At 68.6% G+C, this 24,179-nt stretch carries 27 protein-coding genes; 13 read left to right on the top strand and 14 right to left on the bottom strand.

The features are described from left to right. Positions 1-8: 8 nt before the first annotated feature. On the bottom strand, positions 9-725 hold the full coding sequence (locus QEG98_RS38975; RefSeq protein ID WP_316564939.1) for a hypothetical protein: 717 nt from the start codon (positions 723-725) through the stop codon (positions 9-11). A gap of 1,482 nt (positions 726-2,207) precedes the next feature. On the opposite strand from QEG98_RS38975, the gene QEG98_RS38970 reads away from it, so the two are divergent. Further along, entirely contained in the window at positions 2,208-3,155 is a 948-nt protein-coding gene (locus QEG98_RS38970; RefSeq protein WP_316564938.1) for a VCBS repeat-containing protein, read from the top strand. 181 nt (positions 3,156-3,336) lie between these two features. Here the strand turns inward: QEG98_RS38970 and QEG98_RS38965 are convergent, their stop codons facing one another. Continuing rightward, complete coding sequence (locus QEG98_RS38965; protein ID WP_316564937.1) at positions 3,337-5,172, bottom strand: metallophosphoesterase; 1,836 nt, start codon at positions 5,170-5,172, stop codon at positions 3,337-3,339. A gap of 185 nt (positions 5,173-5,357) precedes the next feature. Between QEG98_RS38965 and QEG98_RS38960 the strand changes: the two genes are divergently transcribed. From QEG98_RS38960 to QEG98_RS38950, 3 genes are read left to right on the top strand one after another with little or no spacing between them, the layout of a single operon-like run. After that, positions 5,358-5,822 carry an acyl-CoA thioesterase gene (locus QEG98_RS38960; protein WP_194862939.1) on the top strand — a complete coding sequence of 155 codons (465 nt, stop codon included), beginning with the start codon at positions 5,358-5,360 and terminating at the stop codon, positions 5,820-5,822. Continuing rightward, positions 5,819-6,079 (top strand): hypothetical protein, encoded by a 261-nt coding sequence (locus tag QEG98_RS38955; RefSeq protein ID WP_316564935.1) that lies wholly within the window; start codon positions 5,819-5,821, stop codon positions 6,077-6,079. Before QEG98_RS38960 ends, QEG98_RS38955 begins: the two co-directional genes overlap by 4 nt. An 11-nt stretch (positions 6,080-6,090) precedes the next feature. Further along, positions 6,091-6,624: a class I SAM-dependent methyltransferase gene (locus QEG98_RS38950; RefSeq protein WP_316564934.1), complete on the top strand. Its 534-nt coding sequence runs from the start codon at positions 6,091-6,093 to the stop codon at positions 6,622-6,624. 21 nt (positions 6,625-6,645) lie between these two features. Here the strand turns inward: QEG98_RS38950 and QEG98_RS38945 are convergent, their stop codons facing one another. After that, positions 6,646-7,248 (bottom strand): malonic semialdehyde reductase, encoded by a 603-nt coding sequence (locus QEG98_RS38945; RefSeq protein ID WP_316564933.1) that lies wholly within the window; start codon positions 7,246-7,248, stop codon positions 6,646-6,648. A gap of 171 nt (positions 7,249-7,419) precedes the next feature. Between QEG98_RS38945 and QEG98_RS38940 the strand changes: the two genes are divergently transcribed. Next, the gene (locus QEG98_RS38940; RefSeq protein WP_141588926.1) at positions 7,420-7,773 is read left to right on the top strand and encodes a winged helix-turn-helix transcriptional regulator; all 354 of its coding nucleotides are present in this window, start codon (positions 7,420-7,422) and stop codon (positions 7,771-7,773) included. Between the two features lie 3 nt (positions 7,774-7,776). Here the strand turns inward: QEG98_RS38940 and QEG98_RS38935 are convergent, their stop codons facing one another. Then, positions 7,777-8,340 (bottom strand): hypothetical protein, encoded by a 564-nt coding sequence (locus QEG98_RS38935; protein WP_316564932.1) that lies wholly within the window; start codon positions 8,338-8,340, stop codon positions 7,777-7,779. A 262-nt stretch (positions 8,341-8,602) separates the two neighbouring features. After that, a complete protein-coding gene (locus QEG98_RS38930; RefSeq protein ID WP_316564931.1) occupies positions 8,603-8,932 on the bottom strand; it encodes a hypothetical protein in 330 nt (109 codons plus the stop codon). A gap of 182 nt (positions 8,933-9,114) precedes the next feature. Here QEG98_RS38930 and QEG98_RS38925 point away from each other — a divergent pair, with 182 nt between their 5' ends. The 3 genes from QEG98_RS38925 (at position 9,115) to QEG98_RS38915 (ending at position 11,335) form a co-directional block, all read left to right on the top strand. Further along, the gene (locus QEG98_RS38925; RefSeq protein WP_090495666.1) at positions 9,115-9,498 is read left to right on the top strand and encodes a DUF962 domain-containing protein; all 384 of its coding nucleotides are present in this window, start codon (positions 9,115-9,117) and stop codon (positions 9,496-9,498) included. Positions 9,499-9,624: 126 nt separating this feature from the next. Further along, on the top strand, positions 9,625-10,491 hold the full coding sequence (locus QEG98_RS38920) for a methyltransferase domain-containing protein (protein ID WP_316564930.1): 867 nt from the start codon (positions 9,625-9,627) through the stop codon (positions 10,489-10,491). 121 nt (positions 10,492-10,612) lie between these two features. After that, entirely contained in the window at positions 10,613-11,335 is a 723-nt protein-coding gene (locus tag QEG98_RS38915) for a YebC/PmpR family DNA-binding transcriptional regulator (protein ID WP_011556981.1), read from the top strand. A gap of 136 nt (positions 11,336-11,471) precedes the next feature. On the opposite strand, the gene msrA is transcribed toward QEG98_RS38915, so the two are convergent. Then, complete coding sequence (gene msrA, locus QEG98_RS38910) at positions 11,472-12,128, bottom strand: peptide-methionine (S)-S-oxide reductase MsrA (protein ID WP_316564929.1); 657 nt, start codon at positions 12,126-12,128, stop codon at positions 11,472-11,474. Positions 12,129-12,223: 95 nt separating this feature from the next. Further along, the gene (locus tag QEG98_RS38905; protein WP_316564928.1) at positions 12,224-14,269 is read right to left on the bottom strand and encodes an ATP-binding protein; all 2,046 of its coding nucleotides are present in this window, start codon (positions 14,267-14,269) and stop codon (positions 12,224-12,226) included. A 232-nt stretch (positions 14,270-14,501) separates the two neighbouring features. Here QEG98_RS38905 and QEG98_RS38900 point away from each other — a divergent pair, with 232 nt between their 5' ends. Genes QEG98_RS38900 through QEG98_RS38890 form a run of 3 tightly spaced genes read left to right on the top strand, consistent with a single transcriptional unit; the run spans position 14,502 to position 16,848 of the window. Then, positions 14,502-15,323 (top strand): ornithine cyclodeaminase family protein, encoded by an 822-nt coding sequence (locus QEG98_RS38900; protein WP_316564927.1) that lies wholly within the window; start codon positions 14,502-14,504, stop codon positions 15,321-15,323. Continuing rightward, on the top strand, positions 15,308-15,463 hold the full coding sequence (locus QEG98_RS38895) for a hypothetical protein (protein ID WP_316564926.1): 156 nt from the start codon (positions 15,308-15,310) through the stop codon (positions 15,461-15,463). Before QEG98_RS38900 ends, QEG98_RS38895 begins: the two co-directional genes overlap by 16 nt. Then, entirely contained in the window at positions 15,460-16,848 is a 1,389-nt protein-coding gene (locus QEG98_RS38890) for an MFS transporter (protein WP_316564925.1), read from the top strand. The genes QEG98_RS38895 and QEG98_RS38890 overlap by 4 nt, the downstream gene beginning before the upstream one ends. A gap of 4 nt (positions 16,849-16,852) precedes the next feature. On the opposite strand, the gene QEG98_RS38885 is transcribed toward QEG98_RS38890, so the two are convergent. After that, positions 16,853-17,095, bottom strand: a complete 243-nt coding sequence (locus tag QEG98_RS38885) for a DUF2171 domain-containing protein (RefSeq protein ID WP_090495672.1) — start codon at positions 17,093-17,095, stop codon at positions 16,853-16,855. 243 nt (positions 17,096-17,338) lie between these two features. On the opposite strand from QEG98_RS38885, the gene QEG98_RS38880 reads away from it, so the two are divergent. After that, positions 17,339-17,632: a YgaP-like transmembrane domain gene (locus QEG98_RS38880; RefSeq protein ID WP_228559447.1), complete on the top strand. Its 294-nt coding sequence runs from the start codon at positions 17,339-17,341 to the stop codon at positions 17,630-17,632. A gap of 31 nt (positions 17,633-17,663) precedes the next feature. On the opposite strand, the gene QEG98_RS38875 is transcribed toward QEG98_RS38880, so the two are convergent. Further along, the gene (locus tag QEG98_RS38875) at positions 17,664-18,506 is read right to left on the bottom strand and encodes an NmrA/HSCARG family protein (RefSeq protein WP_316564924.1); all 843 of its coding nucleotides are present in this window, start codon (positions 18,504-18,506) and stop codon (positions 17,664-17,666) included. A gap of 314 nt (positions 18,507-18,820) precedes the next feature. On the opposite strand from QEG98_RS38875, the gene QEG98_RS38870 reads away from it, so the two are divergent. After that, positions 18,821-19,435, top strand: coding sequence for a hypothetical protein (locus tag QEG98_RS38870; protein WP_026114088.1), 615 nt, complete (start codon positions 18,821-18,823; stop codon positions 19,433-19,435). Here QEG98_RS38870 and QEG98_RS38865 read toward each other — a convergent pair. The 5 genes from QEG98_RS38865 to QEG98_RS38845 all read right to left on the bottom strand — a co-directional run bounded on the left by QEG98_RS38865 (position 19,428) and on the right by QEG98_RS38845 (position 24,178). Beyond that, positions 19,428-19,829, bottom strand: coding sequence for a DUF2203 domain-containing protein (locus QEG98_RS38865; protein WP_316564923.1), 402 nt, complete (start codon positions 19,827-19,829; stop codon positions 19,428-19,430). The two genes, QEG98_RS38870 and QEG98_RS38865, sit on opposite strands and share 8 nt — an antisense overlap. 623 nt (positions 19,830-20,452) lie before the next feature. Then, entirely contained in the window at positions 20,453-21,469 is a 1,017-nt protein-coding gene (locus QEG98_RS38860; protein WP_316564922.1) for a hypothetical protein, read from the bottom strand. A gap of 115 nt (positions 21,470-21,584) precedes the next feature. Further along, a complete protein-coding gene (locus tag QEG98_RS38855; protein WP_316564921.1) occupies positions 21,585-22,079 on the bottom strand; it encodes an endonuclease V in 495 nt (164 codons plus the stop codon). Between the two features lie 16 nt (positions 22,080-22,095). Further along, the gene (locus QEG98_RS38850; RefSeq protein WP_316564920.1) at positions 22,096-23,397 is read right to left on the bottom strand and encodes a DUF1444 family protein; all 1,302 of its coding nucleotides are present in this window, start codon (positions 23,395-23,397) and stop codon (positions 22,096-22,098) included. A 76-nt stretch (positions 23,398-23,473) separates the two neighbouring features. Beyond that, positions 23,474-24,178 (bottom strand): c-type cytochrome, encoded by a 705-nt coding sequence (locus QEG98_RS38845; protein ID WP_316564919.1) that lies wholly within the window; start codon positions 24,176-24,178, stop codon positions 23,474-23,476. Position 24,179 lies beyond the last annotated feature (1 nt).

Below are 24,179 nucleotides of genomic sequence, written 5' to 3'. Positions count from 1 at the left end.
CGTCGGGCTCAGCGCGCGAACAGCAGCCCCGCGCCTTCTCGGACCGCCCGGTCCACGGCGCGGGAGATGGCCTCAAGCGCCGGGGCGGGGGCTGCTGCCCGGCCGGTCCGTGTCAGCTTCAGGCGGAGCGACGTCATGAAGCGGGCCCAGTTGTTCATGGGCATGTAGTCAGGGGGCCCGCTCAGGTGCTGGCGCAGGTCGTCGCGCACGTGCCGGACCTCCGCGGCCGTCCAGTAGCCCATGGAGGGGAAGTTGCGTCGCAGGCCAATGCCCTCCGCCACGGTCCGGTCCGGCGCCCGGCCCCAGACGAGGTGACGCCACAGCTCGAATGTCCGCTCGGGACAGTTCTCTCCGATGACGACGTCCGAGGCGCGGACCTGCTTGTCGGTGGGCTTGAGGTCCGTCGCCAGCTCCATGCCCTCTGGAATGCCCAGTTCCTCGCAGGTGAAGTAGTCGGACAGCTCATCGAGCAGGTCCAGCATCGCGTCCGCGTGGCGGGTGGGGGGCTTGCGCAGGGACTCGGCGCCCTGCTGGAGCAGGTGGTCCACGAGGCCGAGGATGGCCATCAGCTCCTCGTCCGACTCGATGTCGGCCAGCTCCTCCGCGTTCAGGTGCTCCGTGTTCTCACGCCAGAGCCAGTCGCGGAAGGCCGCGAGCCGCGCCGGCGTCAGCAGGGGGACGAGTCCGTCGGGCGGGGTCAGGTAGATGAAGACAGGGGGGCTCATGAGCCCTGTCTACTCTGGACCGAGGCGAAATGGGCTTCGGATGTGGGGCGTCGCTGACTCTCCTGGGAGTCCGTTTTGGTCTTGCCTTCGCGATGAAGCCGCCGCTTCGCGTGCAGTGCCGGGTTTGGGGCGACGTCCGTGAACGGGTTCCAGTATCTGCGAGTGAATAGTGCTAATGCACTTGGCTCTTCCAAGTGAGGCTTTGGCGGCGCTTGTTGTGGGAAAGCCAGATTTTCTGGTTGTGGATTTGGGTGTTGAGTGATGTCAGACCCCTTTGTTAGACACGGTCATCCTCATCGACTGCTCGGCTTGAGGGGCGGTGAAGAGTCTTGAGTTGGTGGCTTGTTCTGCTATTTCAGGTTTTGGGGCGGCTGGTTCGCTGCTGCGCGAATGGAGTGGTCTGTGAGACGAATCGTAGGTGTTTGGTCATGTTTGGCGGCGCTGGCGACGGGTTCCTTGGGCTGTGGTGAGGGGGCACAGGAACTGGCCCCGAGTGAAGCGGACGAGACCGTGAGGGCTCCGACGTGGGAGGAGTTTCTTGCGTCCTCTTATTTCGCTCCTTCACGTGGCGTCTACATCGCGAATGGCGATGAAGTTTTCAGGAGCCAGGAGGAACTCCGGAGCTATTACGATGCTCGCGTTGAAGCGTCGGCTCACGGAGTCACGCGCAGCCCGCTAGCTGTTCGTATCTCTGGTGGGCAGCGAAGTGTTTGGAGTGCAGCTCAGAAGCGCCACTTGACCTACTGCGTGGACAGTGCGTCGTTGGGAGCCCACTACGCTCAGGTGGTTCATGACCTGGGGATTGCGATGCGCAAGTGGGAGGCTGCTGCTGATGTGAAGTTCGTTCACCTGAGTCAGTATGATGGGGATTGTGGGCCGACGCAGGAGAATGTTGTTTTTGATGTGTTCATGAATAAGGAGCCCATTGATTTTTGCGAGGAGCATCCGGTCGCGTGCTGGATTCCCGTGGAACCAAGCGGACCTGCTCTTCCGTCTGGTTACTCCAGGGTCGTGGCAATGGCGTTTTACCCGGACTTTGAGCGGTCTGATCGGCGCGTCGAGTTGAATAGGCGCTATGTGATCTATGATTATGCTCTCGTCGCTAAGGTACTTACGCACGAGGTGGGGCATATTCTTGGTTTTTCACATGAGCATCTTCGCATTTCTTCTTCGAATCCGGATTGTTCTGGGAGTGACGTCTGGGAAGGTTTGACTGCGTATGATTCGGAGTCGGTGATGAACTATCCGCAATGTGGCGGTTTGTCGACCTACTCCCGCCTTTCATTGCTCGACCGAATCGGCGCCCGAAGTGTTTACGGGCCTCCCCAAGGGCTTGGTGCGGATTTCAATGGTGACGCCTACGCAGACATCTTCCGATACGATACCGGTACCGGTCAGGTGGAGACTCGGTACGGCAATGCTGGTACGGGGGAACTCCTTTTCAGTGCCTCGTCCCAGAAGACATGGATTGCAAATCTGAAGATGCTCCCCGGTGACTTCAACGGAGATGGCAACACGGACATCTTCCGCTACAACACCAGCACCGGTGAGGTGGAGATTCGCTACGGTCGGCCCGAAATGGACGAGTTCCTCTTCAGTGCTCTATCCCAGGTGACGTGGATTCCTGGACTGGAACTGATTCCCGGCGATTTCAACGGGGATGGCTTCACGGACATCTTCCGGTACCGCCCGAGCACGGGCGAGGTGGAGATCCGCTACGGGTCGGCCATCATGACCGAGCTGCTCTTCAGTCCTTCGTCACAGCAGACGTGGGTTGGAAACCTGAAGATGATTCCCGGCGACTTCAACGGGGATGGCTATACGGACATCTTCCGCTACTACATGCCTACGGGCGAGGTGGAGATTCGCTACGGCAACTCTGGAATGGGCGCACTGAGCTTCAGTGCCACCTCGCAGGAGACCTGGGTTTCGAATCTGAATCTGGTGGCCGGCGACTTCAACGGGGATGGCTATACGGACATCTTCCGCTACTACATGCCTACGGGCGAGGTGGAGATTCGCTACGGCACCACTGGCTCAGGGGCTCTGCTCTTCAGTGCGTCGTCGCAGAACACGTGGATTGCCAATCTGGCCATGGTGCCTGGTGACTTCAATGGGGATGGGTACACGGACATCTTCCGGTACAACACGTCCACTGGCGAGGTGGAGACCCGCTTCGGAGTTGCCGGCATGGGGCCGCTGCATTTCAGTGCTTCGACCTTGGAGACGTGGGTTGCGAATCTGAAGTTTGCGCCTGGTGACTTCAACGGCGACGGTCGCACGGACCTCTTCCGCTACTACACCCCGACCGGTGAGGCTGAGATTCGCTACGGCAGCCCAGGCACGGCGCCCTTTGTCTTCAGCGCGGCGTCCCAGAACCTCTGGATTCCCGGTTTGGAGACCATCAGCGGCTACGTGCCCAGCCACTGATTCTGGGCGAGTCGTCCTCCGCGTGCGCGGATGACGGAGCGCGGGCTGGAGCGGCGCACCACCGCTTCAGCCCGCGTCGTTGATTGGCTTGGCGGACGTGGCGCTCCCACCTCAATCCGGCGTCATCGCCACGACCGCCACCCCGACAATCCCTCACGGCACGTCGTTGGTCGGACGGTTATCACACGCGGATGGGAGGCTCGATGAGTACGGGCGCGGTGGCCTTCGGGTCATCCGGGTCGAGCGCGGGCGCGTAGGGACCGGCGTGGGTCTCCTTCCACTTGCGGGGCACGCGCTCGATGCCCACCGGGAAGACGGTGAGCCGTCCGTCTTCACCGATGCGCATGCGGAGGAAGTTCTTCCAGTCCGGAAGCGCCAGCGAGATGAAGGCTTCGTTGGAGTGCGCGCCGAAGCGATTCACGCTCAGCCACAGGTACAGGCCCATGACGAAGGGCCCCACCAGGAAGCCGCCCAGGAAGGTGAAGCCCGAGGACAGCAGGAACTTGCCCGCCAGGTGCCACCAGCCCGCCTCGCAGTGGATGCCGTCCGCGGCGAGCTCGGGGCACACGCCCAGGCCGCTCACCGTGAAGTAGGTGGCGCCCCAGGCCACGAAGAAGGCCGCGGCGATGTGTCCAAGCCCGTGGAGCGTGCCCGCCAGCGTGCGCCACTTGCCGAAGGCCGAGTCCGCCAGCCCGATGAGCCCGCCGATGGTGGCCATGCCCAACACCAGCGTCCACGGCCGGGCCACCATGCTGTTGGCCACCGCCAGGATGACGTCCGAAAGCTGCGATATTCCGAACGAGCCCACCTCCGCGTAGGCCGCCAGCGCCAGCAGCAGGTACAGCATGCCGGTCATCAACCCGAACAGCGGACTGTGGCGGATGAGGAGCAGGTTCTGCCGGGCCAGCTTCCGGGACGTCCATTCGTCCGGGAAGCTCTTCTGCAGCGTGTAGCCGTCCCGCAGGACAGGGGCGGAGGGCGCGTGCGTGGGGTGGAGGAAGGCCCCGCCACCGCCCGCGGTGATTTTCTGCCGCCCGCCGGCGTCCTCGTGCCGCCGGTAGTGGTGCAGGTCCCCGGCGAGGAAGACGTTGATGCGCCGGCCGAACACCTTCTCCTGGAGGTACTCCAGGTTGTTCTCCAGGTAGCTGCCCTTGCGCCGCTCGGTGGCGGCCAGAATCCACGCGGGCTCCGCGTTGCAGAGGATGATGCGGTCGTCGGGGCCCATGTGGCTGGCCACTTCGCGGAAGTACTCCACCTGCGGCACGTCGATGTCGCTGTTGAGCTGTACGTCCGTGCCGATGAGCCACCAGCGCTGGGGCAGCTTCAGCGCGAAGTAGCTGCGGCTCTGCCGCGTGCGCCGGCCAGCAATCCACCGGTTCGCGCAGAACAGCCGCAGGAAGGCGCCGAGCCCGTCGTACCAGTCATGGTTGCCCGGAATCACGAACAGGTCCGGGCTGGGCGCATGCGAGCGCCGCATGGCCGCCTCATAGGGCTGGACGAGCCGCTCGTCGTACACCTCGCGGCTGGCGCCGGGGTACACGCCGTCACCGCCATGGACGAGGAGCCGTCCTCGCTGTGTGGCGTGGGACTCCGCGTGGGGCTGGCCCTGCACGGACAGCGTCAGCTCCGGCAGCGCCAGCAGCCGCGCCACCGCGTAGGTGGAGTTCCAGCCATCGCCGGTGTCCGACACATAGTCCAGCCAGAAGCCGCCCTCCGGCATCGGCTCCTGCGAGTAGTCGAAGTAGGGCACCTGCGGCCGCACCACCGCTTCGATGAGCCGCTGGTCCGCGCGCGCGCCGAAGACGGCCGCCACCACCGCGTCCAAGCCCGTGCGCAGCAGCTGTGTGGGATGAAGCCAGCGCACCATGTCCGCCCGCTTCCGCGGATGCGCCGCCATGCTCTGGTCCGACACCGGCAGGCCCTCGCGCGGAGACAAAGCGTAGGGACGCAGGTCCTCGGTAGGGATGTCCTCACGTGGCGGCTTCAGCGGCTCCAGCGGCTCGCGCTCAGCGGCCATGTGCGGGCTGCTCCAGGAAGAGGCCGGAAAGGACGGTGAAGCCGAGCCCGGGGGCCGCGGGCGAGGACGTGTGGAATCGTGAACGCATGGCTGTCCTGGATTACCACGGCCATGGCCCTCGGCTGGAGGCCAGGCGGGCGCGGTTCACGGTTCCCTGGGGCCGCCGGGTGGGGCACCCTGGGGACATGCCGGACTCGCCGCTCAAGGATTTCCCGGTGGTCGTCTCCTTCCCTCTCCACTGGGGGGAGATGGACGCCTTCGGCCACGCCAACAACACGCGCACGTTCACCTGGTTCGAGACCGCCCGCATCCACTACTTCGCGCGCATCGGCCTGACGGGGCCGTCCGGCGCGGGGGACGAGCGGACGAACCGCGACGGCGTGGGGCCCATCCTGAAGGCCACCAACGCGGAGTACCTGCGTCCCATCCTCTTCCCCACGCGCCTGGTGGCCGGTTGCCGCGCCACCCGCATCGGAACGTCGTCCATCACCCTGGAGCACGCGGTGGCCGGAGAGGACGACGGCGTCCTCTACACCCGGGGGAGCTGCGTCATCGTCACCCTGCGCTACGCCACCCACGAGAAGGTCCCCGTGCCGGCGGAGCTCCGCGCGGCCATCGAGGCGCTCGAAGGGCGCTCCTTCAGCTCGTGAGTGAACAGCGGTTTCTGGGCATCGCGCCGTCCACGAGCGACCTGGCGCTGGGGTTCTACGAGGGCATGGCGGAGGAGTACCACCTGCTCTTCGCCAACTGGCCGCAGGTGGTGGAGCGGCAGGGCGCCATGTTGGACGCGCTGCTGCGCCGCTGCGAGGCGCCGCCGCCCCGGCGGGTGCTGGACTGCGCGTGTGGCATCGGCACCCAGGCGCTGGGCCGGCGGGCCGTGGCTACACCGTCCACGCCACCGACTTGAGCCCGGCCGCCGTGGCACGTGCCGAGCGCGAGGCTCGCGCGATGAACGTGCACCTCACCACGGGCGTGGCGGACATGCGCACGCTGGACGCGCAGGTGGAGGGCACCTTCCCGGTGGTGCTGGCGCTGGACAACGCGGTGACGCACCTGCTGACGGACGAGGACCTGGACGCGGCGGCGCGCGCCATGGCGTCGAAGCTGGCTCCCGGTGGGCTGGTGGTGTTGAGCGTGCGCGACGCCGACGCGCTGGTGCAGAGCCAGCCTCGCTTCACCTCGGAGCGGCTCTTGGATGCACCCGAGGGCCGCCGCATCCTCTTCCAAATCTGGGACTGGGCCGCGGACGGACGGACGTACACGGTGCACCAGTTCATCCTCCGCCCCGAGGGCAAGGGCTGGCACACCACCGAGCACACGGGCGTGTACCGCGCGCTTCATCGCGTGGACCTGGAGCGGGCGCTCACGCGCGCGGGGCTGATGGATACGCGCTGGCACACGCCGGAGGAGACGGGCTTCCATCAGCCCATCCTCACGGCGCGGCGGGCCTGAGTTCCGCGGGATGGCGGGCCGCTACTCGATGCGGCACGCCTCGCTGAAGTCCAGGCGCGGATTGCGCGGGAAGAGCTTCTCCGCGTCGCCGTAGCCGAGGTTGATGAGGAAGTTGGACTTCCACTTCCCCTCCGGGAAGAACGCCGCGTCCAACTTCGCGTTGTCGAAGCCCGCCATGGGGCCGCAGTCCAGGCCCAGCGCCCGCGCGGCGAGGATGAAGTAGCCCCCTTGCAGCGAGCTGTTCATATAGGCCGTCTTCTCGCGGGCCTCCGCGGGCATGGCGAGGAAGCCCGTCTTCATGTCGCGCGAGGGGAAGAGCTGGGGAAACTTTTCGTAGAACGCGGTGTCGTACGCGATGATGGCCGTCACCGGCGCGTTCATCGTCTTGTCCACGTTGCCCGGGGACAGGGTGGGCTTGAGCCGCTCCTTCGCCTCGCGGCTCTTCACGAAGACGATGCGCACCGGCTGCGAGTTGGCCGCCGTGGGCGCCATCCGGGTGAGCGCGTAGAGCTGCTGGAGGACGTCGTCCGCCACCGGCTTGTCGAGCCACGCGTTGTGGGTGCGGGCGTCGAGAAAGAGCTGGTTGAGGGCGTTGGCGTCGAGGCCTGCCTGCTGCGTTGCCATGGGCGAGTCCCTTCCTGGAGTGATTCGGCGCGTGACCTTCATGGGCCACCGCCACGGTTCTTCAGGTAATGGGTTCACTTTTAATCCGCAAGTGACTTCCAAAAAGTAAGTAGCTTGGGACTTCCGTGCCGGTGGCGGGGCGGCTCGCTATATTCGGGGGAGGAGGCGCCAATGGAGCATCCGCTGACACGGTGTGCGCGGTTCGAGAAGGCCAGCGAGCTGATGGGGAAGCGCTGGACGGGCCTCATCCTGCGCATCCTGCTCGCGGGGCCCCGGCGCTTCGGCGAGCTGACGGACGAGATTGGCAGCATCAGCGAGCGCGTCCTGTCGGAGCGGCTCAAGGAACTGGAGGCGGAGGGCGTGGTGTCGCGTCACGTGGACGCGGGGCCTCCCATCCGCGTGGCGTACCAGCTCACGGAGAAGGGACAGGCGCTGTGGAAGGTCGTGGATGAGCTGGGGCGGTGGGCGGAGCGCTGGGTGGACGTGAAGCCCGCCTCGCCCGCTCGCAAGCGCAAGTCCGCGTGAGGTTCAGGCGCCGCCGCGCTTCGCGTCCGCTGGGGCGTTGGGGTGGCGGGCCAGCAGCATGCGCAGCTGGGGCTGACGCCGCACCGCTTCCTGCTTCAGCAAGTGCGCGATGAGGGCCGGCGGGGCCGCGCTCCAGCGGGCGATGTTCTGGATGAGCATGGGCGAACGGTAGGTGCGTCCGCACAGCAGCGACGCTGTCTTCCCATCCACCGGCAGGCCGATGAGCGCCGCCAGCGCGCGGCCTTCCGTGTTGAGGATGAGCTCCACCTTCTCCTCCGCGGGGCCGCTGGCGAAGCGCTGGCGGAGCACCTCGCGCGCCGCGCGCCGTGTGGATTCCGGCACGTCGCGGTCATTGCCCACCTTGTGCAGCTCCATGAGCCGGCGTGCACTCCACAGTCGCCGGAAGAGGCTGGCGGGGAGCTGCGGGTTGCGCACGAGCCAGCGCCGCACCCCGGTGTCCGCCGCGAAGGCCGCCCGGGCGCACAGGGCCTCCAGGCCGACGGGGTTGCGGTGGTAGCGCGCCACGAGTCGCGCATGGGGCAGACCCGTGCGCGCGTTTTCGAACACGGCCTTGATGACGGCGGGCACCGGGTCGAAGCACAGCGCGGAGAGGATGGGGTCCTCCGCCGCGTGGGCATGGGCGATGCGCTGGTCCTCGGGGAGCGGGTGCAGCCGCAGTTCGAAGAGCTGGCGGTAGTTGCCCAGGGCGGCTTCGGGCTCGTCTTCGGGGGCGGCTCGGTGTCCGGTGCGGTGTCGGGGGCGGGCGCGGCCTCCAGCGGTAACAGTTCGAGCACGGGGAGGTCTGCTTCGGGCGCGGCGTCCAGCGGCGTCAGGTCGAGCACGGGGAGGTCTGCTTCGGGCTCGGGGGCCGAGGGGGACGTCCGTCGCTGGGGCTCGAAGGCCACAGGCGGAGCGGCGACAGGTGCCGCCGGGCTCGCGGCGGGCGTGGGCAGCAGCGCGCCCTGGGTGACGAGCCGGGAGAGGATGGTCCGCAGCCGCTCGGGGGCAGGCCCGTCAGCGCGGGCAGGTTCCGGGCCGGGGTGGCGCCGTCCAGGCGGGAGAGCACGAAGCCCTCTTCTGGGCTGAGGGCCAGCGTCCGCAGGTCGACCGCCGGGTTCGGCTTGGGCATCCACTCCGTCATGGCTCCAGAGTCTTTCATGACCTGGAGGAGTCCGGCAGGCCCGGGCCAAGGAGGGCGGCACCGGACTGGAAAACATGACGGATGCTGGACGGCCTGCTCGGCTGGTGGGCGTGCGGGGAGTACCCTTGCCTGTCCATGCCTACACGCTCTGCGTCGAGCCGGGTTGACGGGAGGGCGCCCGGGGGCCCTAACTTCCCACCATGTCCGACCGCATCGAGACCTATGCCGAGTTCTGGCCGTTCTACCTGCGGGAGCACGCGCTGCCGTCCACGCGCTGGCTTCACTTCACGGGCACCTCCCTGGGACTGGGGCTGGGCGTGACGGCCGTCGCGACGGGCCGCGCCGCGCTGGTGCCGGCCGCGCTCGTCGCCGCCTACGGCTTCGCGTGGTTCAGCCACTTCGTCATCGAGCGGAACAAGCCGGCGTCGTTCAAGTACCCGCTCTGGTCGTTCATCTCCGACTTCCGCATGGCGGGGCTGATGGCCATTGGACGGCTGGCCCCGCACCTGGAGCGTGCCCGGGCGGGCGGTGTGGGCTCGGGTGAAGTGGCCCGCGCGGTGCCCGCGACGCAGCAGGTCCGCTAGCGAGCAGGCTCGCTGGCACGAGGGAAAGCGGGCTTCGGGCCGCATTGACGCATCCGGGGCCCTCTCCCAGAATCCCCACTCGTTTCGGGCATCGCCCGGGGGATCTCCGTGAACCTGCTGACCCGCGTGAAGAAGAGTGTCCGGCACCGCGCCGCCTACAAGGCGTCGGAGCCGTTGTCGAAGCTGCTCAGCCTGGCGGGCTTCGGCCGTTATGGCCCGGGTCCTCAGCTCAAGCAGCCCGAGCCCTTGCGCCAGGCCGGCATCCCCGTCGAGACCTACCGCTTCGATGTGGCGGAGCTGGAGCGCTTCTGGGACGGGCTCCAGGCGCAGAACGCCGTGATTCGGCACTTCTGCGGCTTCCAACCGTATTGGGAGAAGCGGCCGCAGTACTACTTCACCTGGAAGCAGATTGAACCGCTGGTGGCGCGCGAGGACGCCGTCTACGTGGACATCGCCTCCACCCCGAGCAGCCCGTACCTGGACGTGGTCCGGATGCTGGGGCGGACGCGGAACATCTACGCGCAGGACCTGGTCTTCCCGCCGGGCATCCACGGCCACCAGATTGGCGGCTCCGCGGCGGAGCTTCCACTCGAGGACGGCTCCGTGGACGCGATGACGCTGCACTGCTCCTTCGAGCACTTCGAGGGGACCGCGGACACGGGCTTCATCCGGGAGGCGGGGCGCGTGCTCCGGCCCGGCGGCAAGGTCTGCATCGTCCCGCTGTACCTGGGCGAGTACGCCTTCACCATGTGTGACCCCGCGTGGGGTTACGACATCCGCCGGGACGCGGAGCCCATCATCCACCTCTTCCCCCGCTGGGGAGAGCGGCACGGCCGCTTCTACGACGCCGTCACCCTGAAGGAGCGCGTCCTGGCGCCCGCGCATGCGGCGGGACTTCAGTCTCGCGTCTTCCACTTCGAGAACATCATGGACCTGCACCCGACCTGCTACACGCACTTCGGGCTCGTCCTGGAGAAGCCCGCGAAGGTGTGACGTGCGGGGCGCTGGGGGGGGACAGGCCGGCGACCGTGCGGCCTGTCCTGGTCAACATCCGCGCTCCGGGGGGCTACAGGGAGTAGCCACGCGGAATGCGGCCGACCTATACATCCCTCCCATGGGACGCATTTTCGAGACACGCAAGGCCACGATGATGGCCCGCTGGAACAAGATGGCGAAGGTGTTCACGCGGATCAGCAAGGACATCGCCATCGCGGTGAAGGCGGGTGGGCCCAATCCCGATTCGAACTCCACGCTGCGCCGGGTGCTCCAGAACGCCCGCGCCGCGAACATGCCGAAGGACAAGGTCGACGCGGCCATCAAGCGCGCGAGCGGCCAGTCGGCGACCGACTACGAAATCGTGCTCTATGAGGGCTACGCGCCCCACGGCATCGCGCTGCTGGTGGAGACGGCGACGGACAACGTCGTGCGCACCGTGGCCAACGTGCGCATGCACTTCAACAAGCACAGCGGGAACCTGGGCACCGCGGGCAGCGTGGCCTTCATGTTCCAGCGCATGGGCGTGTTCCGGTTGAACCCGGAGGGGTTGGACCTGGACTCGCTGGAGCTGGAGCTCATCGACCATGGCCTCCAGGAGATGGGTGAGGGCGTGGGAGAGAAGGGCGAGAAGCAGATCATCATCCGCTCCGCCTTCGCCGACTTCGGCCAGCTCCAGGCCGCCATCGAGGCCAAGGGCCTGGTGCCCGTCTCGGCGGACTCCGAATACGTGGCGCTGAATCCCATCGAGCTGCCCGAGGACAAGGCCACCGAGGTGCTGGAGCTCGTGGACGCGCTGGAGCAGGACGACGACGTCCAGCGCGTGTTCCACAACCTGGCGTGAGGCAGGAGGCCGGGCCGGCCCTCGAGTCAGGGCCGGTCCAGCCGTGCTCTCAGGCGGGCGTCAGCCGAGCCTGGCGCGGAAGCCAGTCGAGGTTGGTGTGTTTGTCTTTGTTTGCGTCCAACGCAGGCGTCCGGCTTCATGCGTTGACGCCCACGCCCACCGGGCAGCTCACGCCGGTGCCGCCCAGTCCGCAGTAGCCGCCCGGGTTCTTCTCCAGGTACTGCTGGTGGTAGTCCTCGGCGAAATAGAAGGGCGGAGCGGGGAGCAGCTCGGTGGTGATGGCGTCGAAGCCCTGGGCCGCCAGCGCCTTCTGGTACGCGTCACGGCTCGCCACGGCGGCGCGCTGCTGGGCTTCGTTGGTGAAGTAGATGCCGGAGCGGTACTGCGTGCCCACGTCGTTGCCCTGGCGCATGCCCTGCGTCGGGTCATGGCTCTCCCAGAAGATGCGCAGGAGCTGCTCGAAGGACACCTTCTTCGGGTCGAAGACGACGCGGACGACCTCGTTGTGTCCGGTGAGACCGCTGCACACCTCGCGGTAGGTGGGGTTGGGTGTCAGGCCTCCGGCGTATCCCACCGCCGTGCTGTACACGCCAGGTGTCTGGTAGAACTTCCGCTCCGCGCCCCAGAAACACCCCAGGCCGAAGTAGACCTCCTCCAGGCCTTCCGGCACGGGGCCCTTGATGGGCGTGCCCAGCACCTCGTGCTTCTCCGGGACGGGCATCACGTCCGAGCGGCCCGGCAGTGCTTCCTCCGGGGTCGGAATCCTCAGCTTCTTGGTCGGATTGAAGAACATGCCCCAGGCATAGCGGCCTGGCGTGCGCGATTCACCCCCAGAAAGGGCAGGCGTGCGGGCAGCGGGTGCCCGGCCGTCCCGCCTGCCGCGCTGCTTCACGCGCCCCCGAGCGTCGTGAGGGTGCGGGGCCAGTGGACGGTGAAGGTGGTGCCCTGCTCCCGGTTGGAGCGGACCTCCACGCGGCCCCCGTGTGCGCCGACAATCTGGCTGACGATGTAGAGGCCCAGGCCCAGGCTGCGTTTCTTCCTCGCGACGTCCTGCGGTGGCGCCGTTGCGGGCATGTTCTTGAACGGGTCGAACAGGCGCGGCATCAGCTCAGGCGCAATCGGCTCGCCGATGTTGTGGACCTTCAGCACCACCTCATCCGCCTCTCCGCGCACCGTGACACACACCGGTCTGTCTTCCTGGCCATGCTGGAGGGCGTTGGCCACCAGGTTGCCCAGCACCTGTGACACGCGGTCCGGGTCCCAGTTCCCTCGGGTGTCTCCGCTCGCCTCGAACACCAGCGAGCGCTCCGGGGCGCTGACCCGGAGCTCCTCCAGCGTCGCCTGGCATACCTCCGCGAAGTCCATGGGCTGGCGGGCCACGGGAAGCCCCCCGCCCAGGCGGGTGCGGGCGAAGTCGAGGATGTCCGTAATCATGCGCCCCATGCGCGCGGTGGCCTTGCGGATGCGGTCCACGGCGCGACGCTCGGGTGGAGTCAGGTCCTCGGACCGCGTCAGCTGGAAGGCCGAGGCGTTGATGGCGTTGAGCGGGTTGCGCAGGTCGTGTCCCAACACCGCCATGAGTTGTTCCCGGAAGTCCACCGCTCGCTGGAGCACGGCCTCGGCCCGCTTGTGGTGGGAGACATCCACCACCGTGCAGCTCAAGCCCAGCACCCCTTGGTCGGGCGTGCGGACCGGGTGGAAGCTGGCCTGGAAGGTCCGGGCATCTCCAGGGATGGTGAACTCGACGGCGTCCACGGGTTCACCTGTCTCAATCGTGCGGCGGAACATGGGCTCGAACGTGCCCACGGCCGTCACGGGGGCCATCTCCCGGAAGCAGCGGCCCAGGTGGGCTTCCGGCGAGTGGCCGTCGATGTCCGCCATGGCCTGGTTGATGCGCACGAAGCGCAACTCCCGGTCCAGCTGGGCGATGCCCAGAGGTGTGGAGGCGAGCAGCGCGTCCAGTTGCGCCAGCGAGCGCTGGGCGTCCGCGTGGGCCTGGCGCTCGCGGGCCCGGAGCCGGCCCTGCACCAGGTGCGCGGTGGCTCGCTGCGCCATGGTCCGGAACAAGAGGGCGTCCGGCTCGGAGAAGACGAAGGCGGTGCGCGAGCACATGTACGCCATGCCCAGGAGCTGGTCGCCATCCAGCAGGGGCACGCCGTACACGGCGCGCAGCCCTTCCTGCTTCAGCGTGGGCAGCGCCACGCGAGGGTCCGTGGACGCTGAGCGCAGCGTCAGGGGCTGACGCTGGCGGAGCACCTCGCCCACGAATCCTTCCTCCCGCTCCAGCGACACGCCGAGCGCCTCGTCCGCGCCCAGGCCCACCGCGGCGCGCACCACCAGCGCGTCGCCTTCCACCAGCACGAACGCCGCCGAGTCGACCGAGAGCGCGGACTCCACCAGGACGGTGAGCAGCCGCGAGGGGAGGCTGGCCATGGAAGGACTGTCCAGCGCGGCCTGCGTCATCCGGTCCAGGGCCTGGAGGATGCGCTGCCGCCCCTGGGAGAAGGACGTCACCGTCCGGGTGACAATCCGGTCCAGCGCGTCCTCCATCCGCTCCAACTCGCCCGGCGCGGGGCAGGCCGCTTCGGCTTCCATCCTGTGGAGGATGCACTTGCGCAGGAGCGCGTACTCGGACGCCACCTGGCCCAGGTCGAAGCCGGCGTCCAGCCGGGACATCGCGTGCTCGTCCGGCACCGTGGTGAGGATTTCGTCCGGGCCGTGGTCGATGAGGTCCGCGAGCATGTTGAGCAACTGGGGCATGTGGTCCAGCAGCCAGGAAGGCTGCGCCGCGTGTCCCACGTGAAACGCTCGCATGGCCCGCTGCCAGTCCTCCAGCACCTCCTCCTGGTGGGCGCGCAGGAACTCCGCCGCCTTGAGCGTCCGAGCCCCGGAGGCCTCCTTGTCACCCGCTGTGCGTGACTCTGTCTCCAGCATCACCGGCCTCCCGAGGCCCTGGGGCCGCCCACCCCGCCGTTCACTTCCATTCTGGGGATGATGGCGCCTGCGTGCCTCGTCCCACCGTCGCTGGAAGCGGGCCCGGTGGACGCCACCCCGGGCGGCACGGCGGCGCACTGTCCGCTCGGACGTCCAACTTCGGGCGCTTGCCACCGTGTCCGTGCGCTGGGGAGCTGTGGGCCCGCACGGGCTCGGTTAGGGTGTCTGCAAGATGCGCACGCTCCTGCTGACCCGCTCCGACGTCTCCCGCAACCTGCAGGCTCCTCTCTTGCTGGAGGACATGCGAGAGGCCTTCCGCACCGACGCCCTGGCACGCACGGTGGCACCGCAGCGCGCCCGGGCTCCTCTCCATGCCGAGGGCACCGCCCTGGTGCTGTTCCCTGGCAGCCTGCCCTCCATCCCCGCCTACTCCGTGAAGGTGCACGCGAAGTTCCCCGGCCAGTCGCCGGCGATTCGAGGCGTGCTGCACCTGCACGACGTCGCTACCGGCGAGATGATGGCGGTGATGGACGCCGGCCACCTGACGGCGGTGCGCACGGGCGTGGTGGGCGCGCTGTCGGCGGACGTGCTGGCGCGGCCGGACGCGGGCCGGGTGGCGCTCATCGGCGCGGGCCGGCAGGCGGTGTTGCAGCTCAAGTCGTTGCGGCTGGTGCGCTCGCTGACGCACGTGCGGGTGTTCGACACGGCGCCGGAGCGCTCGCTCGCCTTCGCCACGCGCATGTACCAGGAGTTGAACCTGCCGGTGCGGATGGCGGAGTCCATGGAGGAGGCCGTCTCCGACGCGGACATCATCGTGACGGCGACGTGGAGCCGTCACCCCTTCCTGCACCCGGGCATGGTGCGGCCGGGCACGCACATCATCGCGCTGGGCGCGGACGAGCCGGGCAAGGCCGAGTTGTCCGCGGAGCTGCTCCGTCAGTCCCGGTTCGTCGTCGACCACCGGGGCCGGCGGTGTCCACCGGCGCCGCGGGCGCGGTGGGGCTGGGTGAGGAGTCCATCCACGCGGAGCTGGGCGAGGTGCTGGCCGGACTGAAGTCCGGGCGCACGTCCGAGGAGGACGTCACCGTCTTCGCCGCGGTGGGACTGCCCTTCCAGGACCTGGCGGCGGCCTGGCACGTCTACCAGTCGGCCCAGGGCGATGACGCCGTGAGCGGGGTGGACTTCGACGCATGAGGCACAGGGTGCGGGGGCTCTTGTCGCGCATCGGCCTGACGCGGCCTGCGCTGCGCGCGTGGGCAATGTACGACTGGGCGAACTCGGCCTTCATCACCACCGTCGTCACGGTGGTGTTCCCGCTCTACTACGCCTCCGTGGCGGCGGAGGGACTTCCGCGCGAGGTGGCCACCAGCCGCTTCGCCACCGCCACCGCGGTGGCGCTGAGCGTGGTGGCGGTGTTGTCACCGGTCCTGGGCGCGCTGAGCGACCGGGCCGGACGCATCAAGCACATGCTGGGCATCTTCGCGGGCCTGGGCATCGTGTCCACGCTGGCGCTGGCCACGGTGGGTCCGGGTGACTGGGAATGGGGCCTGCTGCTCTTCGGTCTGGGCAACGTGGGCGTGACGGGCAGCATCGTGTTCGCGGACGCGCTCTTGCGGCACATCGCCCGGGACGACGAACTGGACCGTGTGTCCACCGCGGGCTACGCGCTGGGCTACCTGGGCGGCGGTCTGCTGCTGGCCGCGCAACTGGTGCTGCTGATGAGGCCCCAGTGGTTCGGACTGGCGGACGCGGGGGCCGCCTCGCGCGTGGCCTTCGCCTCCGTGGCGGTGTGGTGGGCTATTTTCTCGGTGCCCCTCTTCCGGCGCATCCCCGAGCCGAAACCGGACGTGTCCATCCAAGGTCCCCCGCTGTCCCTGCGCGGCATCTTCACGCAGCTGGCGGGCACGCTGGGCGGGCTGCGCCAGCACCGTCAGGCCTTCCTGCTGCTGGTGGCCTATCTGCTCTACAGCGACGGCATCGGCACCATCATCCGCTTGTCCACGCTGTACGGGACGGAGCTGGGCATTGGCCGGGGCGCGCTGATTGGTGCGTTGCTGCTGACGCAGGTGGTGGGCGTGCCGTGCGCAGTGCTGTTCGGCCGGGCCGCGGGGCGGGTGGGGGTGAAGCGCGCGCTGATGTTCGCCCTGTCGGTGTACGTGGGGGTGACGTTCCTGGGCTACTTCATGCGCACGCCGGTGCACTTCTTCGCGCTCGCGTTGCTGGTGGGCATGGTGCAGGGCGGCAGTCAGGCCTTGAGCCGTTCGCTCTTCGCGCAGATGGTGCCCCGGGACAGGGCGGCGGAGTTCTTTGGCCTCTTCAGTGTCTTCGAGAAGGTCACCGCGGTGGCGGGCCCCCTGGTGTTCGCGGCCACGGTGGAGCTGACGGGCTCCAGCCGACAGGCGGTGCTGTCCCTGCTCTTCTTCTTCGTGTCGGGCGCGGCGGTGCTGTCCCGGGTGGACGTGGCCGCGGGGCGACGCGCGGCCCGCGAGGCGGAGGCGCGTGCCGGATGGCGCGGTGACGGTGCACCGGTGGCCACCGCTGCCCCGGAGGGCGCGCCGGACGCGAGCCGCGGCGTCTGAGCCGTCAGTGCTTCGTGGGCGGGACTTCCCGGGGCGCGGAGAAGAGGCTGTCCCGCCCGTGGTTGAGCACGACTTCTCCGCCCACGACTTCACGCACGTCCGCCAGGGCCACCGCGAAGTCATGCCGGCGGATGAGGCCCTTCTCCACGATGAGTTCATCCCCCTTCATCTCGATGATGCGTCCGAGAACGTGCCCGTCGTTGCCGCGCACCTTCATCCCCTTGTGGATTTCCGAACGGCTGAACATGGTTGCCTCCCCCAGGGCGGTCCGTGGAGCCCCGTGCGCGAAAGCTGGCTTTCACCCCGCAAGCTGGCAGCGGACAGGCGGGGCGCCGCACCGGTGAAGCCCGCGTGAGATGCACGGCGAGCAGGCGCCCGGTCAGGGCGCCCGTGGGTGCCTGCCTGGCTGCCCGGCGTTCCACCCGTGCGGGGCTCTGGCCCGGGTGGCCGCCCGCCAGGACGTGGCCATCTTCGGCCCTGGGAGGTGCACATGGTCGTTGGTTTCTTGGCGTCGCGGCCGGGGCGGTGGCTCCGCATCGTGACGGGCGCTGGGATGGTGGTGGGCGGACTGGCGGCAGGGACGTCGCGAGGCGCGGCGGTGGCGCTCGTGGGCCTGGGGCCCCTGGTGGCCGCGGCCCTGGACTGGGTGCCCACGGCGGCGCTTTTCGGTCTGCCCATGGACGGCCCGACGCTGCGGCGCGAGCTGGGGGTGTCCGACGAGGCGTCGTTGTTGGAGGGCTTCCCTCGCGCGTCCATGCGGGACGTCTCGCCGACGCTTCACTGAAGGACGGCCCGCCGCGCCGGGCCTTGGGGGCTCATGGGGAGACGGGCTCCGCGGCGGCATGGGGCCACGCGGGAGAAGTCAGGGCGCTCCAGTCCTGTCCGCGCGCCCAGTCCTCGAAGGTGTGCCAGCGGACCTCCGGGAAGCGGTGCCGCAGCGTGAGGATGTCCGCCTGGTAGCCCTTGCGGTCCAGCCACTCGTACATGGCGGCCAGGTCCTCGCTGCGCTCGCGGATGTAGTCCAGGGGAAGCTGCTCGTAGTGGATGCGGTGGCCGCTCACCATGGACAGCAGCCCGGCGGCCTGCTGGCCCGTCACCTCGTCGGAGGCCACCTCGATGCGTTGTTCCTCGAAGCGCTCCGGCTCCTCCATGACGCGGACGGAGAAGGCCGCGAGGTCCTCCAGGGCCACCATCTGCAGGCCGCGCGTGGGCCACAGGCCCATGGCGAGCACGCCCGCCTTCAGCCCCTCTTCGAACATGCCGCTGGTGAAGTTCTCCATGAAGAAGGTGGGCCCGAGGATGGTGTAGGGCAGGCCGCTGCCGCGCACGTGCATCTCGATGCGGTGCTTGCTGTCGAAGTGGGGGATGCCCGTCAGGCGGTCCGCTCCGGCCACCGACGAGTAGACGTAGTGCTGTACGCGCGCGAGCCGGGCCGCGTCCGCCAGGTTCTTCCCGTGGCGGACCTCCGCCTGCACGCCGCCCGGGCCAAAGGGCGTGGCGGTGGCGAACATGGTGTCCATGTCCTGGGCCGCTTGGGCGATGGCGTCCAGGTCGTCGTAGTCCCCGACGACCAGCTCGGCGCCGAGCGACTCGAGCTCGCGGGCGGTGGGGGAGTCCGCGTGGCGGATGAAGGCGGTGACGCGGTGGCCGCGCTGCAAGAGCTTCCGTGCGACGGCACCCCCTGCTGGCCAGTGGCGCCGGTAACGAGCACGGAGCGTGAGAAACCCATGGGCATGTGTGCACCTCGTGACGTCAGATGTCCGGAAGTTGGGGATGACGGACGCCGCTGGCGAGCACACCGTGGGCGCATCGAGCCTCACGGCCAGGGGTTGCCGGGCGGCCAGGCCAGCAGGCGACCTGGGGCGCCTGCTTCCTTCGCGCGCTACCGCGTCGTTCCGAAGACGCTTGGGGGCGCTCGGTGCTTGCTTGGGTGCGGCGCCTTCTCTTGGGAAATGTCATGGTCCTGCCCACGATGAGCAAGCGTGACAAGCTTCAGGACTCCGAGCTGGTGGTTGCCGCCCGGGCACTCGACGCGGAGTTGGCGCGCTTCGAGTCCCAGGCCGAGCAGCTCGAGAAGGCGCCACTTCAATCCGAGAAGCATCTGGAGCGCGCGTCGGCGATGCTGCAGGGGCTGGCGGACCTGGATGAGCAGCTCCGGGGGCGGGTGACGGCGCTGGTGGGGGCCATCTCGAAGGTGAGAGATCGGCAGCAGGCGCAAGCCGAGGCCATCCACCTGCGTGCGCAGGAGCTCCAGCGGCGCACCGAGGTCTTCAAGGACCTGCTCGTGCGTTACGGCGCGTTGGGACAGAACGCGGGCGAGCTGAACGTGCAGATGCAGCAGTTCGCGCAGCAGCGGCAGGCGGCGAAGACGCCGGAGGAGAACGCCGCGCTGGCGGGGACCTTCCAGGCACTCCAGGAGCGGATGTCCCTGGTCGCGGACGAGGCCCATTCGCTGGCACAGGCCGCGGAGGAGCAGGCGTTCCTCGACGTGGCCCGGCAGGCGGACTCCCTGCGTCAGCAGCTGTTGTCGGCGCGGAACAAGATGTCGCTCTTGCAGAAGAGCTTCGGCGGCGGGGCGGCTAGCTGAGGTACGTGGGGGCGAAGTCGTCCGGGCTTTCGATGGGACGCCGTCCCGCGAAGCCTTCGAGCAGGGGGTGCCAGTGGGAGACGGCGGGGTCTCCGAAGCGCCAGCACAGGTAGACCTGCTCTCCGCCCCGGTTCGCGCGGAAGTCCACGAGGCCTTCCGCGCCCTTGATTTCCAGGCCCATCTCCTGGAACTGGAGGAGCTCGCCGCGGATGCGCTCGAGGAGGGTGTCACGCTCGTCGCGCAGGGCGGCCAAGCTCGGGTCGTTGGGCCTGGGCGCGGCGCCCAGTTCATCCGCGAGCTGCTGGGCACGTTCCACCCACGGGCGGACCCGTTCGAAGGTGCGCGTCAACAGCGGCACCAGCCGGTTGGCTTCTTCCACGCTGAAGTAACGCATTCCCCGAGCATGCATCGGCAAGGCCCATCGCCGCTACTGTTCCGGCGCACGGGGGGGGGACGTCAGCCTGTCGCCCATTCAGCGCTGGGCTGTGTCACGCGGGGACAAGCCTGCGCTATCTGTGGGCGTCATATGTGTATGGGAATGCAGTCGAGGTTCATGGGGGCGCAGATTGAATGTTGGCTATTCGTTCCGCTCTGCTTGGTGTTGCTCTCGGGCTGTGTGTTGTCGCGGGCGCCTCGGCCCGCGACGGCGCCTCCCGACGAAGCGGCTCGCTACCGATTTCCCGTTGTGCTTCCCACCGATGGGCAGCACGTCCTGCCAGGCGCGATTGCCGCTGCCGTCGCATTCGCAATGGAGGACTTTCTTCCGTTGGGGGCGAAGCCGCGTCGAGGCGCTACGCCCACGGAGGTTTGTGCCTCCCAGCGCCAGTCCTACGACGTGACGGCTGTTCCTGGGGCGAATGCCGTGGTCTTCGTCAGCTTCTTGGCCCGGCCGGACGCATGCCGCGACATGGAAGGGCCACCTCTCTCGGACGTTCCCGTCGTGTACGCCGTGGATACGGCTACGTGGGTCATTCTCTCCGTGCAGAAGTAGCGCGGCCCGTGCGAGCCGCCTCCTCGCTATCGGCCGCGCAGAAGGGATGCGTGATTGTCGCCCAGCCAGCGCTGGGCTGTGTCACGTAGCGGGAACAGGGCTTCGCGCTCGCGGAAGGCCGACGTGTGCTCGGGTGCGCAGCGGCCCTCGTTGCCCGTTCCGTCGTCGAGGTCCGCGTGCAGCATCGCGTGGAAGACGAGGTAGTCCACCACGAAGGCGGGCACATGCGGCCGGTCCAACGCGGGGTGGATTCGAATCTCGCGTAGCCGCGCGTCATAGCCGCCCACGTGGATGCTGCGACGCTTTGTGCCCGCCGGCTTGCGCGCCCAGCCCACGTCCACCTGCACTCGGCCGTCGAACCAGCTCGCGTTGAGCCGCGTGAAGATGGCCTGCAGGTCGAAGCAGCGGCCCCGCGTGCGCAGCGGCTTTCCCGGCCGACGCTCCCTGCGGACGCGCTCGTTGTGCGCGTGCGCGTAGGACTCCAGCACCTCGCCCGCCTGCGCATCCGCCCGGCCCGCATAGGCCGCCATGGCCTGCACCACCGCGTCCGGTGCTCCCAGGAAGAGGTGGTGGATGCGCAGCCGCAGCCCCTCCTCACCCCGGCGGAAGCTCACCAGAGTGGCCCGGTTGTCCGTCAGCCGTAGGTGAACCGGCAAGCCAAGAATCGAAGACAACCGCCGTGCCAGGTCCGCCGCCAGCGGCAGGGCTTCCTCGCGCGCGGGGAGTCGGCTTTCCGGCACGCCGCTCGCGCGCTGCTCCGTCGCCAGTGGCAACGCTTCATCACGCTCATACACGGGACGCCGGTCCTCCACGCCGGTGGTCGCGCGCCGCTCTGTCGCCAGTGGCAACGCTTCATCACCCGAGGGATGTCGGCGCTGCACGCCAGTGCTTACAGGCCGCTCCGCCGCCAGTGGCCGCGCTTCCTCACGCGCCGGAAGCCTACGCTGCACGCTGGTGCTCGCGCGCAGGTCCGTCTCCACGTCCGCGCGCTCGGGCGCCGCCGTGTCGAACAAGCCCAGCTGTGAGGTCGGGTGCGAGGACATCCACTGTCAAAGGTAAGCCCCCTGGCGCAAGGATTCCAGGAGGATGGTTGCTCCTCGGGCGGAGAGGCGACAGTCGCTGTTCGGAAATGTCGGGGGTTTGGCTTCGCCGCCCCGCTCAGGACATGCGGCAGAGCCGGTCCACCCGGTTCAACATCGTGGGCGTGCGAGATGGCCCATGCATTCGCCGGATGTGCTCCGCCGCTGTGGCCGCGTCCATACCCGCTGCTCCGACGAACAACGGCCGCAGGCTCTTCCCCCTCAGCACGGGCACAGAGGGCCCGGTGGTGACATAGGCCGTCTTCGCCACGCCGATGACGGGCACCTCCCGGTTGAGCGCTTCGTACAGGTGCGCCCCCAGGCCGGGCCGGTCCTCGCCGAGCCACACATAGCCATCCACGATGATGGCCTCCAGTGGCACCTCCACCCGCGCTAGCACCCGGAGCAGGTGTGGCAACTCGCGGCGGTAGAACTGCCCGGGCTCGTAAGGCGCGGCGGCTGGCCCATGCTCCACCAGGTGCGAGGCTTCGTTCGCATCCGCCCAATTTCGGAACAGCACGCACGCGGCCACGGTGAGTTCGGGGCGGTAGTCCACGTCCACGCAAGCGAGCATCGTGCGGTCCTCCGACTCAGGGTGCCTGGTAATCCTCGAAGGTGACCTGCGCGGCGCGAAGTTGCTTCACCATCTCCGGGGATGGCTGCTCCGTGGTGCGGTAGCGCGGTGGCCACAGCTCCGGCACTGGCGTGAGACAACGGCCCGCGATGCGCTGCACCTCCCGCCACGGCACGGTGAAGAACTCATCACCTTCCCCCGCGGGACGCACGGCTACCATGTCCGCCTCCGGCAGCAGGGCGTCCACGTCGTGCGACCAGACACACCAGGAGATGGGGAACTCGTCCCGCTTGCGCGCCGTCGCGCTGTAGCTGGCGACGAACAGGTCCACCTCCTGTTCCGCATGGAGCGCGTCGAGCTCCTCCTTCTGGGCGCTGTACTCCGCCAGCGCCAGACGGACGTGGGCCAGCCGCACCCGGTTCGCCAGCACGTCCTGACCGGGGTGCACGTAGGGCACCACGCGTCCCGCGTCGTCCACCGTGTACAGGGCGGGCGTCAGGCATCGGGACGCGGCCGCGTACTCCCGCTCTGCGCTCTCGGTCAGCCGTGCCACCAGCTCCGGACGCGCGTCGCCACCGATGAGCAGGGTGGAGCGCTCCGGGAGGATGGCGATGGGCCGGCCCTCCACGCGACTGGCGAAGGACGCGAGGAACCCCGGGCGCAGCAGCCGGGACGTCTCATAGGTATCGCGCGTCTCCACCGTCCATAGCGGGCCGTGCTCCTCGTCGTAGAGCTCCACGCCTTCGTCCGGGAGCCGGGCCAGGTTCGCGTGGGCCGCCGTGAAGGCTTCGTCCTCGGTGACGCCCCAGGTCTCCAGGTGCCGGCGCTGGACGAACATGGCGGACTCCGGCAGGTCCATCACCAGCAGCTCGCGCAGGAAGGGCAGTGTCCGCCGCCCCACCATCTCCCGGTCCGCCTCCGCCGGCTTCTGCAGCGACATGCCGAAGGTGGACGCGCGCAGTACGGGCAGGAGCAGCTCGCGGGCCTGCTCCCAGTGGAGCGAATCCGGCGACTCCTGCCACAGCGCGCGCAGGTAGCGCTGGATGAGCTGGACGCGTTGCTCGGGCGGCAGCTCGCGCGTGTCCGCGAAGAGGTTGTCCAGGAAGAAGGTGCCGTCACTTCCGGCGCGGGTGATGTCCAGGCCGTAGTCCTGCGTGCGCCGCTCCACCTTCTCCACCGCCGGGTCGGCGCGCAGCAGGGCCTCCACCTGCCGCATCAGCGCTTCGCGCGGCTCCACCGCCCAGGCCTTGGAGGAGCCGGGAGGAACCTCGCCGGCCGCTGGTGTCTTCCTCCCGAAAAGCCTGCCCCAGAACCCCATTCTCGCTCCCACGTGTGTGTCCGCGGCGAGGTTATGTCCGGTGGCCCGTGGGCTCCACCGGAACACGCAGGTCCCGTCACAAAGCCAGGAATGCCAGCAATGCGCCCAGGTCCTCGTCAGACAGGGACTCCAGGCTGTAGAGCGGCATGTTGCCCCCGACACCGAAGAACTGGCCGTGCCTCACCTTCTCGATGACGACCAGTGACTTGGGCACGCCGGGGAACAGCGCGTCGTAGTCGTTCGTCACCTCCGGCAGAATCGACGCCAGCTCGGTCAGCCGGCCCGCGCCGGTGTGGGGCTCGCCGTGGCAGCTCTGGCAGGCCTCCACGTAGACCTGCTGTCCGCGCGTCACGTCACCGCGCGTGACTTCGACGATGTCCTTCACCACCGTGAAGGGACGGGCCGGCGCGGACGGGCTCGGGCTGATGCTCACCAGGTATTCGTACAGCGCCCGGCTCTGCGGCGAGTCCTTCGGCAGCGGCGTCACACCCCGCATGAAGTTGACGTAGCAGAAGTTCACCGCGTCCAGCAGGCGCGTCTCGAAGCCGCCCCACCAGCTCTCCCGGAACGCCGAGTCATACAGCGTGTAGCCGGAGTCCATCCGCCCCGCTGGCGCGGTGGGCGTCGTCGCGTGGCATGTCGCGCACGAGAAGCTGTTGAAGCCGCTCTCCGACAGCCGCGAGTCGTTGAACAGCACCTCGCCGTACTCCGCCGCCGGCACGCGGCCATCGCCGCTGTCGTCGCAGCCGGTCAGCACCAGGGCCAGCGCCACCACCCCCATG

It is taken from the genome of Myxococcus sp. MxC21-1 (genome assembly GCF_032612255.1).
GTDB lineage: Bacteria > Myxococcota > Myxococcia > Myxococcales > Myxococcaceae > Myxococcus > Myxococcus virescens.
Note: the sequence above shows the minus strand (reverse complement) of the source record. Positions and strands in the feature narration are given on the sequence as shown.